Raw genomic sequence first — 15,795 nt, forward strand, 5'->3', positions numbered from 1 at the left:
ACCTGTTGGATTGATACACTAATATGCAAAGATAGGGTGCTGGAGTTGACCATATATGAAACAAAAAAAGAACAATGTTGTATTATTTCCAAATTTAAAAGAGCGTTATCTTGATAAAGGAATGGCTCTTTTAAAAGAAAAGAAATTTCACGCAGCATTAGATATGTTCGCAGAAGCAAAAAAATTAAAAGAAGACAAAGCAGAAATCCACCTCGGGATGGCTATTTGTTTAATGGAACTCGGTGAACTAAGTGAAGCGAAAGACATCTGTAAAAAAATGCTCCAGGAGGATATCGGGCATTATTTTACCGTACTACAAATCTATTTAACAATTTTAATTCAACTTAGGGAATACCAGGAAGTCCAGTCAACAATTGAAGCAGTTCTAGAAGAAAACCACCTTCCTGCAGAAAGTGCCGAACACTTTTATAAGTTATTGGAATTTAGTCGTAGAATGAATCAAAATAGTGAAGAGCTACTAATAGAGGAAGAAGACGAAGAAAGTAATGAAGAAATTTACATAGAAGATTTATTACAAGATCCCCAAAAACAAATGGGATATGTGCATTCGTTGAGAGACAGAAATATAAATAAGCATATGAATACACTCAGACTCCTATTAGAAGGAGAAGAAGTACATCCAACGATTAAATCGATGATCTTACATGTTATGATCGAGCATGAATTAGAGAAGGAAGTAACGGTAGTAAAGTTTGGGGAAGCGATGAATGTTGTACCTGCAAAACTAAAGGATCCGGCTGATGTCCCGTTTGCAAAAAAAGTATTAAATTACTTAGATGATACATTAGGCAGTGAAAATCCTACCCTTTTTGAAGCTGTAAAAGAGGTATGGATCAGACATTTATATGTGATGTACCCTTTTTTACCACAGCCTGAGGATGTAAAGCTATGGGCTGCAGCTTTACATGTTGTAGGTTATTCACTTCATGGAATTTCTATTGAAGATGAAGAAATTGAACAAATTTATGGTAAGTCTGCGATATCATTACAAGAAGCTTGTGAAAAAATATATAAAATAGAAGAAATTTCTTATTTTCAAATATGAGCTATATGTTGAAAGGAATTCATTCTATGTTATAATAAAATGGTTGCAAAATAGTGATCATCGTAATTAAGGTCTAATTTATTTTGGACAAATTGACCTTCTTTTTTATGCGAAATCCTAAGCATGTTTAGTATTCGGTTACTTTTACCGTACATAAAAACAGGTATATGATAGTGGGCGATTGTTTAAACTGTGACAAGCAACCACAATTTACCTATCACTTATTCGCACAAATCATGATAGATCTTTGGAGGGACAGCAAATATGTCAGTTAAATTTGAAAAATTAGAGGGGAACGAAGGCGTTCTTACGGTTGAAGTTTCTGCAGAGGACTTCACACAAGCACTTGATGAAGCATTTAAAAAAGTAGTAAAACAAGTTTCAATTCCTGGATTCCGTAAAGGGAAAATTCCACGTGGAATGTTCGAACAACGTTTTGGTGTAGAATCTTTATACCAGGATGCGTTAGACATCATTTTACCAACTGCATATCCAAATGCAGTTGATGAAGCTGGTATTGAGCCAGTTGATCGTCCGGAAATCGATGTAGAACAAATTGAAAAGGGAAAAAGCTTAATTTTCACTGCAAAAGTAACTGTTAAACCTGAAGTGAAATTAGGTGAATACAAAGGTCTAGAAGTTGAAAAATTAGACGATACTGTAACAGACGAAGATGTTGAAAGCGAACTAAAACAATTACAAGAACGTCATGCTGAATTAGTTGTAAAAGAAGAAGGCACAATTGAAAATGGTGATACAGCTGTAATCGATTTTGACGGTTATGTTGACGGTGAAGCATTCGAAGGCGGAGCTGCTGAAAACTATTCATTAGAAATCGGTTCAGGTTCTTTCATTCCAGGGTTTGAAGAGCAACTAGTTGGTTTGGAAGCTGGAGCAGAAAAAGAAGTGGAAGTAACATTCCCAGAAGAATACCATGCTGAAAATCTTGCTGGTAAACCAGCAGTATTCAAAGTGAAAGTACATGAAATTAAAACAAAAGAACTTCCAGCTTTAGATGATGAGTTTGCTAAGGACGTTAATGAAGAGGTTGAAACTCTTGATGAATTAAAAGCTCAAACAAGAACTCGCCTTGAAGAAGCGAAAAAATCCGAATCAGAAAACAATCTGCGTGATACTTTAGTAGAAAAAGCTGCTGAGGGTGTTGAAGTTGATATTCCAAATGCTTTAATTGACAATGAAATTTCTCGTATGATGCAGGAATTTGAACAACGTCTACAAATGCAAGGAATGAATCTTGAGTTATACTTCCAATTCTCTGGTCAAGACGAAGAGGCTTTAAAAGCTCAAATGAAAGAGGATGCTGAGAAGCGTGTAAAATATAACTTAACTCTAGAAGCAATTGCTAAAGCTGAAAACATTGAAGTTTCTGATGAAGATGTAGAAGCAGAATTAGCAAAAATGGCTGAAATGTACAATATGCCGATTGAAAACATTAAACAAGCTTTAGGTGGAAACGCTGAAGGACTTAAAGAAGATCTAAAAGTTCGTAAAGCAATCGATTTTCTTGTGGAAAACAGCAAGGTTGTTGCATAATATAATAAAGTGAGACTTTCATCATTGAGGCGTTTTTTTAAAAATGATGATAGTGAAACTTATGAGATCTTTACGTGCAGTTTTCCCAGAACTACATTATTTCTTCCTTGAATCACTAAGAAGGAATAATACTGCACATTAAGAATGGGATATAAGAACAAGGCGCGAGCAGATCGTGCCTTGTTTTATACAATCATGTTTTATTTATATTCCTTTGGGAATGATATTAGAAAGTCAATACATACATATAGTAAAGAATAATTAAATGGAGCAATAAACAATAAGGTGTGTAAGCTTTTTCAATTTACTCGAGTGGTATTATTACCTTTTAGTGTTCCAGTTATGGTAAAATGCAGTACATACTTATTTATAACTGTCAAAAAGGTTCAAACTTTAAAGTTGACAGTAGTAAGAAAAACTAAAGGCTCCGCCTTAGGCATTGGCGACAAGTCAAGTTTTTCTAGACAATTGTTTTTCTTTGGTCCATCATCATCTACCTATTTTCCTGTTTGTTAAAACCATAAGGGTAAGATGGAATAGCTTGTTTGAGATAAAGATATAAGGGGTGAAACAATGTTTAAATTTAACGATGAAAAAGGACAATTAAAATGTTCGTTTTGCGGAAAAACTCAAGATCAGGTTCGAAAGCTTGTAGCTGGACCTGGAGTCTATATATGTGATGAATGTATTGAGCTTTGCACTGAAATTGTGGAAGAAGAGTTGGGAACAGAAGAAGAAGTTGAATTTAAAGATGTACCGAAGCCAAGAGAGATCCAAGAGATCCTGAATGAATATGTTATTGGTCAAGATCAAGCAAAGAAATCATTAGCTGTAGCCGTGTATAATCACTATAAACGGATTAACTCTAATAGTAAAATTGATGATGTTGAGCTTTCAAAAAGTAATATTTCGATGATCGGGCCAACTGGTAGCGGGAAAACTTTATTAGCTCAAACTTTAGCTAGAATATTAAATGTTCCGTTTGCGATTGCTGATGCTACGTCTCTAACTGAAGCAGGATATGTTGGAGAAGATGTTGAAAATATTTTACTTAAACTTATTCAAGCTGCAGATTATGATGTAGAAAAGGCTGAAAAAGGAATCATCTATATTGATGAAATTGATAAGGTAGCCCGTAAATCCGAAAACCCATCTATTACACGTGACGTATCTGGTGAGGGTGTTCAACAGGCACTCTTGAAAATTCTTGAAGGTACAGTGGCGAGTGTTCCTCCACAAGGTGGCAGAAAACACCCACATCAAGAATTTATTCAAATTGATACAACTAATATCTTATTTATTTGTGGGGGAGCATTTGATGGAATTGAGCAAATTATCAAACGTCGCCTAGGACGTAAAGTAATTGGCTTTGGTTCAGATAACAAAAATGCTGATCTTGATAAGAAAGCATTACTTTCCCAAGTACTACCGGAAGACTTATTAAAATTTGGTTTAATACCGGAATTTATTGGTCGGTTACCTGTTATTGCAAGTTTAGAGCCACTAGATGAAGAGGCATTAGTTGAAATCTTAACTAAGCCAAAGAATGCACTTGTAAAACAATACCAAAAAATGCTTGATTTAGATGGTGTTGAACTCGAGTTTGAAGATGGAGCTCTTTTAGAAATTGCTAAAAAAGCGATTGAAAGAAAAACAGGGGCACGTGGTTTAAGATCAATTATTGAGGGCATTATGCTTGATATGATGTTTGACTTACCATCCCGTGAAGATATTGTAAAAGCTGTCATTACAGCTGAAACTGTTCTGGGAGAAACACCTCCTAAACTTGTTTTAAGTGATGGAACTGTAATCCAGGAAGATAAAAAGACATCTGCATAACATATATACAAAAAGGAAGCCGCATAATGACCGGCTTCCTTTTTTGTACGGTAAGCTTGTTCTACCGCCATAACTAATAAGTTCCATTTATACATTTTCATAAGCTAAAACTTTCCTTAGAGTGATGTTTATTCCAAAGAAACAAAGGAGATACTAGCTATAAATAACCGCTTCTACAAAAAGATGGCAAGCTAAGCTTGCCCTTTTGTCCATCTATGGGGAGAAAATCTTCCTATACATATAGAAAAAACAGATCATATTTAATAAGTTTAGTGTAAAAATTGTTTAGGACAAAAGGATTGGAAAAGACCTCTCAACGAAGTCATATATGTAGTTTTATTTTCCATCGTAGCGGTAAGACGACATCATGGTAGGAGGGACCGACAAATGAGCTGGACTAGTATTGCTTTGTTTATTCAGTTATTTTTTGGGATTGTTATTGGATTGTATTTTTGGAACTTATTAAAAAATCAACGAACTCAAAAGATTTCAATTGATCGAGAATCTAAAAAAGAAATGGAACAGCTAAGGAAGATGAGGGCTATTAGACTTACAGAACCTTTAGCTGAAAAAGTTCGTCCAAAGAGCTTTCAAGATATAGTAGGACAACAAGATGGGATTCGTTCCTTGCGTGCTGCCCTCTGTGGATCTAATCCTCAGCATGTTATTGTTTATGGACCACCCGGAGTTGGAAAAACAGCAGCGGCGAGATTGGTATTAGAAGAAGCGAAACGTAATAAGAGGTCTCCTTTCAAAGAAAATGCTGTTTTTGTTGAACTCGATGCAACAACAGCGAGATTTGATGAAAGGGGAATTGCAGATCCGTTAATCGGATCAGTTCATGATCCTATTTATCAAGGAGCCGGGGCAATGGGACAGGCTGGAATTCCTCAACCAAAACAGGGAGCAGTTTCACACGCACATGGCGGTGTCTTATTTATTGATGAAATTGGAGAATTACATCCAATACAGATGAATAAGCTATTAAAGGTGTTAGAGGATCGGAAAGTTTTCTTAGAAAGTGCTTATTATAACGAAGAGAACACACAGATTCCAACTCATATTCATGATATCTTTAAAAATGGTCTACCAGCAGATTTCCGCTTAATAGGAGCTACTACAAGAACACCAAACGAAATTCCACCGGCAATTCGTTCAAGATGTCTCGAAGTCTTTTTTAGAGATTTAGAGCAGGAAGAACTCGCTATTGTTGCTAGAAAAGCAGCTGATAAGGTTGAAATGGAAGTCAGTGAATCAGGAATTCACTTGCTGACGTCTTATGTTCGAAATGGACGTGAAGTTGTAAACTTAATGCAAATTGCAACAGGAATGGCCATGTCAGAAGATCGTAAGGAAATTACTGTTGAAGATATAGAATGGGTCATACATTCAAGTCAATTAACGCCACGTCATGAAAAGAAAATTGAAGAAACATCAAAGGTTGGTTTAGTAAATGGTCTTGCAGTTTATGGACCGAATACGGGTGCATTACTTGAAATAGAAGTAACGGTTATTCCAGCTGAAAAAGAAAAGGGCACAATTAATATTACAGGTATCGTGGAAGAAGAAAGCATAGGTGACCGTTCAAAATCCATTCGCAGAAAAAGTATGGCAAAAGGTTCAGTGGAAAATGTGATCACTGTTTTACGCTCGATGGGAATTCAGGCTGCAGATTATGACATCCATGTGAATTTTCCAGGAGGTACACCAATTGATGGACCTTCTGCAGGTATTGCAATGGCTACAGGTATTTTTTCAGCTATCCATAAAATCCCGATCAGCAATAAAGTTGCGATGACAGGAGAGATCAGTATTCACGGAAATGTTAAGCCGATTGGTGGGGTTATACCAAAGATCAAGGCAGCAAAAAAGGCAGGAGCAGACACTGTGATTATACCTAAGGAGAATGTCCAATCGATTCTGAAAGATATTGAAGGAATTACGATTATGCCTGTCACACATTTACAAGAGGTATTTGATATAGCTCTCGTTGATCCGCCAACTGAATTACCTAATAGAATTCAAAAAAGTTCACAAAACTTTCCACATCAGGAATCAGTTTAATCTCATAAAGGGACCTACCAACTTAAGACCATATCGTATTGGTCATTATAGAAGGAGGTCTCTACTCATGTTTTCATGTTTATTCTATAAATAAATATTATCTAAGCAGGAATTTTAGTGTAAAATAGTCATTATTCTTTTTCTTAACACTTTATGAATTTAACCGATGCTTCATATATCATATTTTTTTTCAGGTAGATTAGTTTAGGGTATACTACCTATTGACTAAAAGTGGTTAAAATAGACACTATAAAAAGAATAAGATAGAATTGTACAAGAATGAACTATATTGTCATGGAGGTGTAAACGCATGGCGAAATCAACTACTCAAATCGTACCCCTCCTACCATTAAGAGGCTTGTTAGTATATCCAACAATGGTACTACACCTTGATGTAGGGAGAGATAAATCTGTACAGGCGTTAGAAAAGGCGATGATGGATGATCATATTATCTTTTTAACGACACAAAAAGAGATTTCGATAGATGAGCCAAAAAAAGAAGATATTTATGAAATAGGAACATTAACGAAAATTAAGCAAATGTTAAAATTACCTAACGGAACAATTCGTGTCCTTGTTGAGGGATTAGAGCGTGGTGAAATCCAACGCTTTGTAGATGAAGATGAGTATTACTCTGTTGAAGTTGCTGTATATCCGGACCCGGAAGAAAAAAGTGTTGAAGAAGAAGCGTTAATGAGAACCATGCTAGAATATTTTGAGCAATACATAAAGCTTTCGAAGAAGATTTCAGCAGAAACATATGCAACAGTATCTGATATTACAGAACCTGGAAGAATGGCAGACATTATCACATCACATCTACCTTTAAAACTTAAAGATAAGCAAGAGGTACTAGAGACACTTGATGTGACAGAGCGATTAAATAAAGTGATTTCAATCCTCCATAATGAAAAAGAAGTTGTCCAACTTGAGAAAAAAATAGGTCAACGTGTAAAAAAATCAATGGAGCGAACACAGAAAGAATATTATTTACGTGAACAGATGAAGGCCATCCAAAAGGAGCTTGGTGAAAAAGAAGGAAAGCTGGGGGAAGTTTCCACACTTAAAGAGCGTTTAGATGAAGTTGGAATGCCGGAACATGTAAAAGAAGTTGCTTTAAAGGAACTTGATCGATATGAAAAAGTACCGTCAAGTTCTGCTGAAAGTGCCGTGATTCGAAATTATATTGAATGGCTAATCTCATTACCTTGGACAAAAGCAACCGAAGATCGTCTTGATGTGAATGTTGCAGAAGAAATTTTGAATGAAGAACATTACGGCCTTGAAAAAGTTAAAGACCGGGTAATTGAATATTTAGCCGTCCAACAGCTGACAAACTCGCTAAAAGGGCCAATTCTTTGCCTTGCAGGACCACCTGGTGTAGGTAAGACGTCATTAGCTAAGTCAGTGGCAAAATCTTTAAATCGTCATTTTGTCAGAATTTCACTTGGCGGTGTAAGAGACGAATCAGAGATACGTGGTCACAGACGAACATATGTAGGAGCAATGCCCGGCAGAATCATCCAAGGCATGAAAAAAGCAGGAACAGTAAACCCTGTTTTCCTTTTAGATGAAATTGACAAGATGTCCAGTGATTTTAGAGGTGATCCTTCATCAGCGTTGCTTGAAGTATTGGATCCAGAGCAAAATCATAATTTTAGTGATCACTATATTGAAGAGACTTATGACTTATCAAAAGTTATGTTCATTGCAACTGCAAATAATCTTGCTACGATTCCGGGTCCACTTCGTGATCGTATGGAGATTATAAATATAGCGGGCTATACTGAACTGGAAAAGGTTCATATAGCAAAAGATCATTTATTGCCGAAGCAGTTAAAAGATCATGGCTTAAAAAAATCACATCTTCAATTACGAGATGATGCCATTCAAAGCATTATTCGTTATTACACAAGAGAAGCTGGTGTTCGTAGCTTAGAACGCCAACTAGCAGGTATTTGCCGAAAAGCGGCTAAAATGATTGTTAAGCAAGAACGTAAGAAAATCGTTATTACTGATAAAAATATTGAAGGTTTTCTTGGGAAAAAACGATTTAGATACGGACAAGCGGAATTAGAAGACCAGGTCGGTGTGGCAACTGGTTTAGCTTATACAACTGTAGGTGGTGACACACTTTCAATTGAAGTGTCGGTAACACCTGGTAAAGGAAAGCTCATTCTTACAGGTAAGCTTGGAGATGTTATGAAGGAATCAGCTCAAGCTGCGTTTAGTTATATCCGCTCCCGTGCTGAAGAGCTTCATATCGATCGGGACTTCCATGAAAAGAATGATATCCATATACATGTACCAGAAGGTGCTGTACCAAAGGATGGGCCATCAGCAGGTATCACAATGGCAACAGCGTTGATTTCAGCATTAACCGGTAGAGCAGTTCGTAAAGAAGTTGGGATGACTGGTGAAATTACACTGCGTGGCCGAGTACTGCCAATTGGCGGGTTAAAAGAAAAAACACTTAGTGCACATCGGGCAGGATTAACAAAAATCATTGCACCGAAGGATAATGAAAAAGACTTGGACGATATTCCGGAAAGTGTCCGAAAAGAATTGACCTTTGTCCTTGTCTCACATTTAGATGAAGTGTTAAAACATGCGCTAACAGAGGAGAAAGAATGAAGGTTACAAGTTCAGAAATCGTGATTAGTGCTGTTAAGCCACAACAATACCCAGAAGGAGATTTACCTGAAGTTGCTTTAGCTGGTAGATCGAATGTTGGAAAGTCTTCTTTTATAAATAAAATGCTAGGTAGGAAGGCTCTTGCTAGGATTTCATCAAAACCTGGGAAAACCCAAACGTTAAACTTCTACATTATCAACGAACAATTACATTTTGTAGATGTTCCTGGTTATGGATATGCGAAGGTTAGTAAAAAAGAGAGAGAAGCATGGGGGAAAATGATTGAAACATATATTACGACCCGTGAGCAGCTTCGAGCCGTTATTTTACTGATCGACCTTCGCCATCCGCCAACAAATGATGACATGCTGATGTATGATTTCCTAAAACATTATGACATCCCGACTATAATTGTTGGAACGAAAGCGGACAAAATCCCAAAAGGAAAATGGCAAAAGCACGCAAAAGTAATTAAAGACGCCTTGAATATGGAAAAATCCGATGAATTTGTTATTTTCTCATCTGAAACAGGATTAGGAAAAGACGAAGCCTGGAAGGTAATCGGAGAATATACATCGGAATAATTAGAAAAACTTGGCTTGTCTCCAAGTCCTAATGGCGAGAGCCTTCGTTTTTCTTATACGATCATCCATAAAATTTATATACTTTTTGATAGTACAAAAAGAGACTCTGGTCATAACCAGAGTCTCTTACTTTTTACGTATAACTACTAATAGAACGCCGCCAATAACCACAAATAAAAATGGCCAATATGTTTCAATGCTGTTCACTCCATTTTCAACAATAGAGAGGGACCCCATTATTGCAGGGAAAAAGTGCAAAAACAAGCCGATTGCTAGTAAGATTACTCCTTGTAAATACCGGGACTTGGTTTTTATAGCTGTTAAAATAAGGCCCGCTGAGATAATAAATAAAAAGGAAGCTGAATGTGCCGGCCATGATGGAACTTTTTCATAAAAGAAAAAATGAACCCCGACTCCCGCTAAAATAATTCCAGGTAAAATAGCACTTGAATCCTGTTCGAAATGGCCGCTAATTAAAAATGCAAAGCCAAGTAAAATTAATAAGAATTCCCAGCTGCTTTGTCCTTCAAATAAATGAATATTTAATTTTTGGATAGAATAAAAAATGCCAACACTAAACAATATAATAGCTGGTAATAATGTGATTTTTTTCATTGTGCACCTCTTGTCAAATAATGATAATCATAATTGTACATACTAGTAAATACTGTAAGCATATCCAAACCAATAACTTGATTAACAGCATAATATCTGATATTGTACAGATAGAATAGTTGAGAATAGTGTCAAACTGTGTAGAATCTTTGTGAAGTATTACACAGATAAAGTGCCACAGTCAAACATACAAACATAAATTATCATAACATACAGTTTCAAAGACTGTTCACATTTTTTTGAGGGAATTAAAATGAAGAGTGATATACTAATAAGTAGAGATCCTTGTACATGGGGGTGTATAAGAAAATGCATATACTAGTTGTCGGCTTAAATTATAAAACAGCCCCTGTTGAAATTCGCGAGAAGCTCTCATTTCAACCAAATGAGCTTACTGATGCGATGAAACAGTTAAAAAAACAAAAAAGTATCCTTGAGAATGTGATCGTGTCGACATGCAATAGAACAGAGATTTATGCTGTCGTTGATCAACTTCATACAGGTCGTTATTATATAAAGGCCTTTTTGGCTGACTGGTTCGGATTAGATAAAGAAAACATATCACCATACTTAACGATCCTTGAGCAGGATGGTGCACTTGAACATTTATGTAAAGTTGCCTGTGGCTTAGATTCAATGATTCTGGGAGAAACGCAAATTCTTGGTCAGGTTCGGTCGAGCTTTTTGCAAGCACAAGAGAACCATACTATTGGAACGGTTTTCAATCAGTTGTTTAAACAAGTGATTACACTGGCGAAACGTTCCCACTCTGAAACAGAGATTGGCGCAAATGCAGTTTCAGTTAGTTATGCAGCAGTTGAGCTTGCGAAAAAGATCTTTGGTGACCTTCGCTCTAAACATGTACTTATATTAGGTGCCGGGAAAATGGGAGAGCTTGCAGCCCAAAATTTACATGGCAGCGGTGTTGGTAAAGTGACTGTTATGAACAGGACTCTTCAAAAGGCAGAGCAACTGGCAAGTCGATTTGACGGATATGCAAAGGGTATAAATGAACTTCAATGTGGCCTTATTGAAGCAGATATTCTTATTAGCTCAACAGGTGCAAAAGATTTTGTGATTACGAAAGACATGATGACACATGTTGAGAAAATGAGAAAAGGTCGACCATTATTCATGGTGGATATTGCTGTTCCACGTGATTTAGACCCTAGACTCGCTGAATTAGATAGCGTATTTTTATATGATATAGATGATTTGCAAGGGATCGTTGAAGCAAATTTACAAGAAAGAAAGATCGCTGCAGAAAAAATTGAACTAATGATTGAAGAAGAAATTGTTCAATTTAAGCAATGGATTAATACTCTTGGAGTTGTACCAGTTATTTCAGCTTTACGCCAGAAGGCTTTAGCGATTCAAGCTGAAACAATGGAAAGTATAGAACGTAAAATGCCTAATTTAACTGATCGTGAAAGAAAGGTACTGAGCAAGCATACCAAAAGTATTATTAATCAGTTGCTGAGAGATCCAATTGTAAAAGTGAAAGAACTTTCCGGAGAAGCAAATGCTCAGGAATCATTAGATTTATTTATGAAAATCTTTAATATTGAAGATGCTGTTGAAGAGCAAATGAAAATAGATAAATCAGAGAGTCATGAGGTTGGTACGAACCAACAGATTTATCGTGCTTCACTTCAATCGTAAGTGAGAGGACTTTTCTTTTATGGAGATGAGCTTAAGTAGAATTAATGAAGTAACCATTATTCTTTATGCAGTATGTGTACTTTTATATTTTATAGATTTTTTAAATAACAACCGGAAGGCGAAACAAGCTGCCTTCTGGTTGCTTTCTATTGTTTGGCTCTTACAAACAATTTTTTTATTTGCACGCATGTTTGAAACAGGAAGATTTCCTGTATTAAATGTTTTTGAAGGATTGTATTTCTATACGTGGGTACTCGTTACTTTGTCTGTCGTGTTAAATCGTTTCTTAAAAGCGGAGTTTATCATCTTCTTTACAAATGTGATCGGGTTTATCATGATGGCTCTACATACCTTTGCTCCAACGCAATATGAATCTGCTGCTGTTTCAAGCCAGCTCGTATCAGAATTATTGTTAATTCATATTACAATGGCGATTTTATCCTATGGGGCATTTTCCTTGTCTTTTGTTTTTTCTATTCTTTATACCATTCAATATAATTTATTGAAAAAGAAAAAGTGGGGAAAGCGCCTTCTTAGAATTGAAGATTTGTCAAAACTTGATCATATGTCATATGTATTAAATGTCATTGGAGTACCAATGCTGTTACTAAGTCTAATACTTGGTATTATTTGGGCTTATATAAAAGTACAAAATTTTCATTGGTATGATGCAAAGGTGCTTGGTTCTTTTATGGTCATTTTTACATATGGAGTCTATTTATATATGCGAATTGTAAAGGAATTGCAAGGTAAATCTGTTGCCTTACTTAACTTAGCGTCCTTTCTGGTGTTATTAATTAACTTTTTCTTGTTCGGTAGTTTATCGAGATTTCATTTTTGGGATTCATGATAAGGCTTTTTAACATGTAAGGGGAAGTACCACTTTTTTATTTAGTTTGGTGTCCAGCGTCTTAGCCCCTCTAGGGTCTAGTCAATTTGGAATTGAAGGCAAAGAACGCCTTCTATTCTAAATCGCCTTATTTGCCCAAGGCTAATCAAGGCGCTTGCGCATTTCAATGTAGGAGGCAATTATGCGAAAATTAGTAGTAGGTTCTAGACGTAGTAAATTAGCATTAACTCAAACAAATTGGGTGATCGATCAATTAAAATCATTTGGATTACCTTTTGAGTTTGAAATTAAGGAAATTGTTACGAAAGGTGACAAAATTCTTGATGTTACATTATCAAAGGTCGGCGGAAAAGGGTTGTTCGTGAAAGAAATTGAACAAGCGATGTTAGATGGAGACATTGATATGGCTGTTCATAGTATGAAAGATATGCCAGGAATTCTTCCTGAAGGTTTAACGATTGGGTGTGTTCCAAACCGTGAAGACCATAGAGATGTACTTATTTCTAAAGATCACAAAAAACTTTCTGATTTACCAAGCGGAGCTGTTATCGGAACGAGTAGTTTAAGAAGAAGTGCCCAACTATTAATTGAGCGACCTGATTTAGAAATTAAATGGATTAGAGGAAATATCGACACTAGGCTTGAAAAGCTGAAAACAGAAGACTATGATGCGATTATTTTAGCAGCTGCAGGCTTATCAAGAATGGGTTGGAGTAAAGAAGTCGTAACTGAGTTTTTAGAACCTGAGGTTTGTTTACCAGCAGTTGGACAAGGTGCATTAGCTATTGAATGTCGTGAAAATGATCATGAGCTATTAGACTTATTAGCAAAATTTACAGATAAACCAACACAATTAGCGGTAGCAGCAGAAAGAACCTTTTTAACAAAGATGGAAGGCGGCTGCCAAGTGCCCATTGCTGGTTTTGCCACTGTGAACAATCAAAAAGAAATACTATTTACAGGATTAATTGCTTCACCAGATGGTAAAGAGGTATATAAAGAACAGGTCTCTGGCACTGATCCTAATGAAATCGGCGGCAAAGTTGCTGAACTTCTAACAAATCAGGGGGCAAAAGCCTTGATTGATCGAGTAAAAGAGGAGCTTGATCAATAATGGATACCATTCTTCCATTGCAAGGAAAGAAAGTGTTAATAACTAGGGCTAAAGCTCAGGTGGAAGAGTTTATCCAAAAGATTGAAGAAGTGGGTGGAATTGCGATATCTACTCCATTGCTAGAAATAAAAAAGAATGAGTCGAACGAAGAAAATATAAAACAAACATTAAATTGTTTGGACGAGTTTGATTGTATTGTTTTTACAAGTGCCAATGGTGTTACATTCTTTAAGAAATATCTTGACCAATGGAACATACCTTATTCTGCTTTACAACATATGGCTGCCGCATCTGTTGGGAGAAAAACAAGTAAGCAAATGGAAAAGATTGATTTAACGGTTTCGGTCATACCTGAAGAATTTGTGGCTGAAAAGCTAGCTGAAAAAATAAAAGAAAAGCTTCAGCGTGAGACAAGAATACTTGTCATACGCGGTAATCTCGCAAGACCCGTATTAATTGAACAATTAACAGCTCATGGATTCTATGTGAAAGACTTAGTTGTTTATGAAACGGTACATAATGATTCAGAGACAAGCAAACTATTGTCATGTATTGAACGTGATCAAATAGATTTTATAACGTTTACAAGCTCTTCAACTGTTGATAGCTTTATGAAGGTACTCTATCAAAGAGAATTCCTGGAATATCTTAAAAAAGTAACCTTTATCTGCATAGGTCCAATTACAAATAATACGTTAATGGAGTATGGATTTACCGGGGTAATGCCGGACTCTTATACAATTGAGGATATGATAAAAGTGATGATAGAGGTAGTGGAAAATAAGGAGGGTATTCAATGAAGATTCAATTTACAAGACATAGAAGATTACGTAGCAGTGATAATTTAAGAGCAATGATGAGAGAAACACATCTTCGCCATGAAGATTTTATTTATCCAATTTTCGTTGTAGAAGGAGAAAATAAACAAAATGAAGTACCATCCATGCCCGGAGTGTTTCATTTATCACTAGATCTCCTTAATAAAGAAATAGAAGAGATTGTTTCATTGGGAATTAAATCAATTATCTTGTTTGGAGTTCCAGCCGAGAAAGACGAAGTGGGAACACAAGCTTATCACGATCAAGGGATTGTTCAAAGAGCAACAAGACAAATAAAAGAAGCATTTCCCGATTTAGTTGTTGTAGCTGACACGTGCCTATGTCAATACACTGATCATGGACATTGCGGTATCGTTGAGAACGGTCAGGTGTTAAATGATCCAACACTTGATTTGCTTGCTCGTACGGCAATAAGTCAAGCAAAAGCAGGTGCGGATATCATTGCTCCTTCAAACATGATGGACGGCTTTGTAGCCGCAATTAGACATGGATTGGATGAAGCTGGCTTTGAGCATATTCCAATTATGTCATATGCAGTCAAATACGCGAGTGCATTCTATGGACCGTTCCGAGATGCAGCACACAGTTCACCACAGTTTGGGGACCGTAAAACATACCAAATGGATCCTGCTAACCGTGATGAGGCATTGAGAGAGGCACAGTCAGATCTTGAAGAGGGTGCGGATTTCTTAATAGTGAAACCTGCTTTAGCATATCTCGATATTATCCGTGATGTGAAAAATCAGTTTAATGTACCTGTTGTCGCTTATAATGTTAGTGGAGAATATTCAATGATAAAAGCGGCAGCTCAAAATGGATGGGTAGATGAAAAAGCCATCGTTACAGAAATGCTTGTCGGAATGAAGCGTGCTGGTGTGGATTTAATGATTACATATTTTGCAAAAGACGTTGCCCGCTGGCTTAAAGAAGAAAACTAAACAACCTCTTACAAAAAGTTGAAAGGAGAACACTC

General features: G+C 36.4%; 12 protein-coding genes. 11 read left to right on the top strand and 1 reads right to left on the bottom strand.

Going from position 1 to position 15,795, the window contains the following annotated elements:
* Positions 1 to 55: 55 nt before the first annotated feature.
* From LC095_RS00285 to yihA, 6 genes are all read left to right on the top strand, one after another.
* Entirely contained in the window at positions 56 to 1,066 is a 1,011-nt protein-coding gene (locus LC095_RS00285) for a tetratricopeptide repeat protein (protein WP_226526302.1), read from the top strand.
* Between the two features lie 264 nt (positions 1,067 to 1,330).
* Positions 1,331 to 2,620 (top strand): trigger factor, encoded by a 1,290-nt coding sequence (gene tig, locus LC095_RS00290; RefSeq protein WP_226526303.1) that lies wholly within the window; start codon positions 1,331 to 1,333, stop codon positions 2,618 to 2,620.
* Between the two features lie 573 nt (positions 2,621 to 3,193).
* The gene (gene clpX, locus LC095_RS00295) at positions 3,194 to 4,459 is read left to right on the top strand and encodes an ATP-dependent protease ATP-binding subunit ClpX (protein WP_226526304.1); all 1,266 of its coding nucleotides are present in this window, start codon (positions 3,194 to 3,196) and stop codon (positions 4,457 to 4,459) included.
* Positions 4,460 to 4,846: 387 nt separating this feature from the next.
* On the top strand, positions 4,847 to 6,523 hold the full coding sequence (gene lonB, locus LC095_RS00300) for an ATP-dependent protease LonB (protein WP_226526305.1): 1,677 nt from the start codon (positions 4,847 to 4,849) through the stop codon (positions 6,521 to 6,523).
* A gap of 310 nt (positions 6,524 to 6,833) precedes the next feature.
* Positions 6,834 to 9,158, top strand: a complete 2,325-nt coding sequence (gene lon, locus LC095_RS00305) for an endopeptidase La (protein ID WP_226526306.1) — start codon at positions 6,834 to 6,836, stop codon at positions 9,156 to 9,158.
* Positions 9,155 to 9,742 (top strand): ribosome biogenesis GTP-binding protein YihA/YsxC, encoded by a 588-nt coding sequence (gene yihA / locus LC095_RS00310; RefSeq protein WP_226526307.1) that lies wholly within the window; start codon positions 9,155 to 9,157, stop codon positions 9,740 to 9,742. Before lon ends, yihA begins: the two co-directional genes overlap by 4 nt.
* Positions 9,743 to 9,868: 126 nt before the next feature.
* Here yihA and LC095_RS00315 read toward each other — a convergent pair whose 3' ends face one another.
* Positions 9,869 to 10,357: a hypothetical protein gene (locus LC095_RS00315; RefSeq protein WP_226526308.1), complete on the bottom strand. Its 489-nt coding sequence runs from the start codon at positions 10,355 to 10,357 to the stop codon at positions 9,869 to 9,871.
* A 309-nt stretch (positions 10,358 to 10,666) separates the two neighbouring features.
* On the opposite strand from LC095_RS00315, the gene hemA reads away from it, so the two are divergent.
* The 5 genes from hemA (at position 10,667) to hemB (ending at position 15,760) form a co-directional block, all read left to right on the top strand.
* The gene (hemA, locus tag LC095_RS00320; RefSeq protein WP_226526309.1) at positions 10,667 to 12,019 is read left to right on the top strand and encodes a glutamyl-tRNA reductase; all 1,353 of its coding nucleotides are present in this window, start codon (positions 10,667 to 10,669) and stop codon (positions 12,017 to 12,019) included.
* Positions 12,020 to 12,038: 19 nt separating this feature from the next.
* Positions 12,039 to 12,869, top strand: coding sequence for an inner membrane protein YpjD (locus LC095_RS00325; protein ID WP_026561732.1), 831 nt, complete (start codon positions 12,039 to 12,041; stop codon positions 12,867 to 12,869).
* Between the two features lie 181 nt (positions 12,870 to 13,050).
* Positions 13,051 to 13,983: a hydroxymethylbilane synthase gene (gene hemC, locus LC095_RS00330; protein ID WP_226526310.1), complete on the top strand. Its 933-nt coding sequence runs from the start codon at positions 13,051 to 13,053 to the stop codon at positions 13,981 to 13,983.
* On the top strand, positions 13,983 to 14,783 hold the full coding sequence (locus tag LC095_RS00335) for a uroporphyrinogen-III synthase (RefSeq protein ID WP_226526311.1): 801 nt from the start codon (positions 13,983 to 13,985) through the stop codon (positions 14,781 to 14,783). The genes hemC and LC095_RS00335 overlap by 1 nt, the downstream gene beginning before the upstream one ends.
* Positions 14,780 to 15,760, top strand: coding sequence for a porphobilinogen synthase (hemB, locus tag LC095_RS00340; protein ID WP_226526312.1), 981 nt, complete (start codon positions 14,780 to 14,782; stop codon positions 15,758 to 15,760). The genes LC095_RS00335 and hemB overlap by 4 nt, the downstream gene beginning before the upstream one ends.
* The last annotated feature ends 35 nt before the right edge of the window (positions 15,761 to 15,795 follow it).

The organism is Metabacillus niabensis (assembly GCF_020524345.1).
GTDB lineage: Bacteria > Bacillota > Bacilli > Bacillales > Bacillaceae > Metabacillus > Metabacillus niabensis_B.

Excerpts from the sequence above, each read along its gene's own strand:
- hemB (WP_226526312.1), top strand. The coding sequence starts at position 14,780 with ATGAAGATTCAATTTACAAGACATAGAAGATTACGTAGCAGTGATAAT.
- yihA (WP_226526307.1), top strand. The coding sequence starts at position 9,155 with ATGAAGGTTACAAGTTCAGAAATCGTGATTAGTGCTGTTAAGCCACAA.
- hemA (WP_226526309.1), top strand. The coding sequence starts at position 10,667 with ATGCATATACTAGTTGTCGGCTTAAATTATAAAACAGCCCCTGTTGAA.
- LC095_RS00315 (WP_226526308.1), bottom strand. The coding sequence starts at position 10,357 with ATGAAAAAAATCACATTATTACCAGCTATTATATTGTTTAGTGTTGGC.
- hemC (WP_226526310.1), top strand. The coding sequence starts at position 13,051 with ATGCGAAAATTAGTAGTAGGTTCTAGACGTAGTAAATTAGCATTAACT.
- LC095_RS00325 (WP_026561732.1), top strand. The coding sequence starts at position 12,039 with ATGGAGATGAGCTTAAGTAGAATTAATGAAGTAACCATTATTCTTTAT.
- LC095_RS00335 (WP_226526311.1), top strand. The coding sequence starts at position 13,983 with ATGGATACCATTCTTCCATTGCAAGGAAAGAAAGTGTTAATAACTAGG.
- tig (WP_226526303.1), top strand. The coding sequence starts at position 1,331 with ATGTCAGTTAAATTTGAAAAATTAGAGGGGAACGAAGGCGTTCTTACG.
- lon (WP_226526306.1), top strand. The coding sequence starts at position 6,834 with ATGGCGAAATCAACTACTCAAATCGTACCCCTCCTACCATTAAGAGGC.
- LC095_RS00285 (WP_226526302.1), top strand. The coding sequence starts at position 56 with ATGAAACAAAAAAAGAACAATGTTGTATTATTTCCAAATTTAAAAGAG.
- clpX (WP_226526304.1), top strand. The coding sequence starts at position 3,194 with ATGTTTAAATTTAACGATGAAAAAGGACAATTAAAATGTTCGTTTTGC.
- lonB (WP_226526305.1), top strand. The coding sequence starts at position 4,847 with ATGAGCTGGACTAGTATTGCTTTGTTTATTCAGTTATTTTTTGGGATT.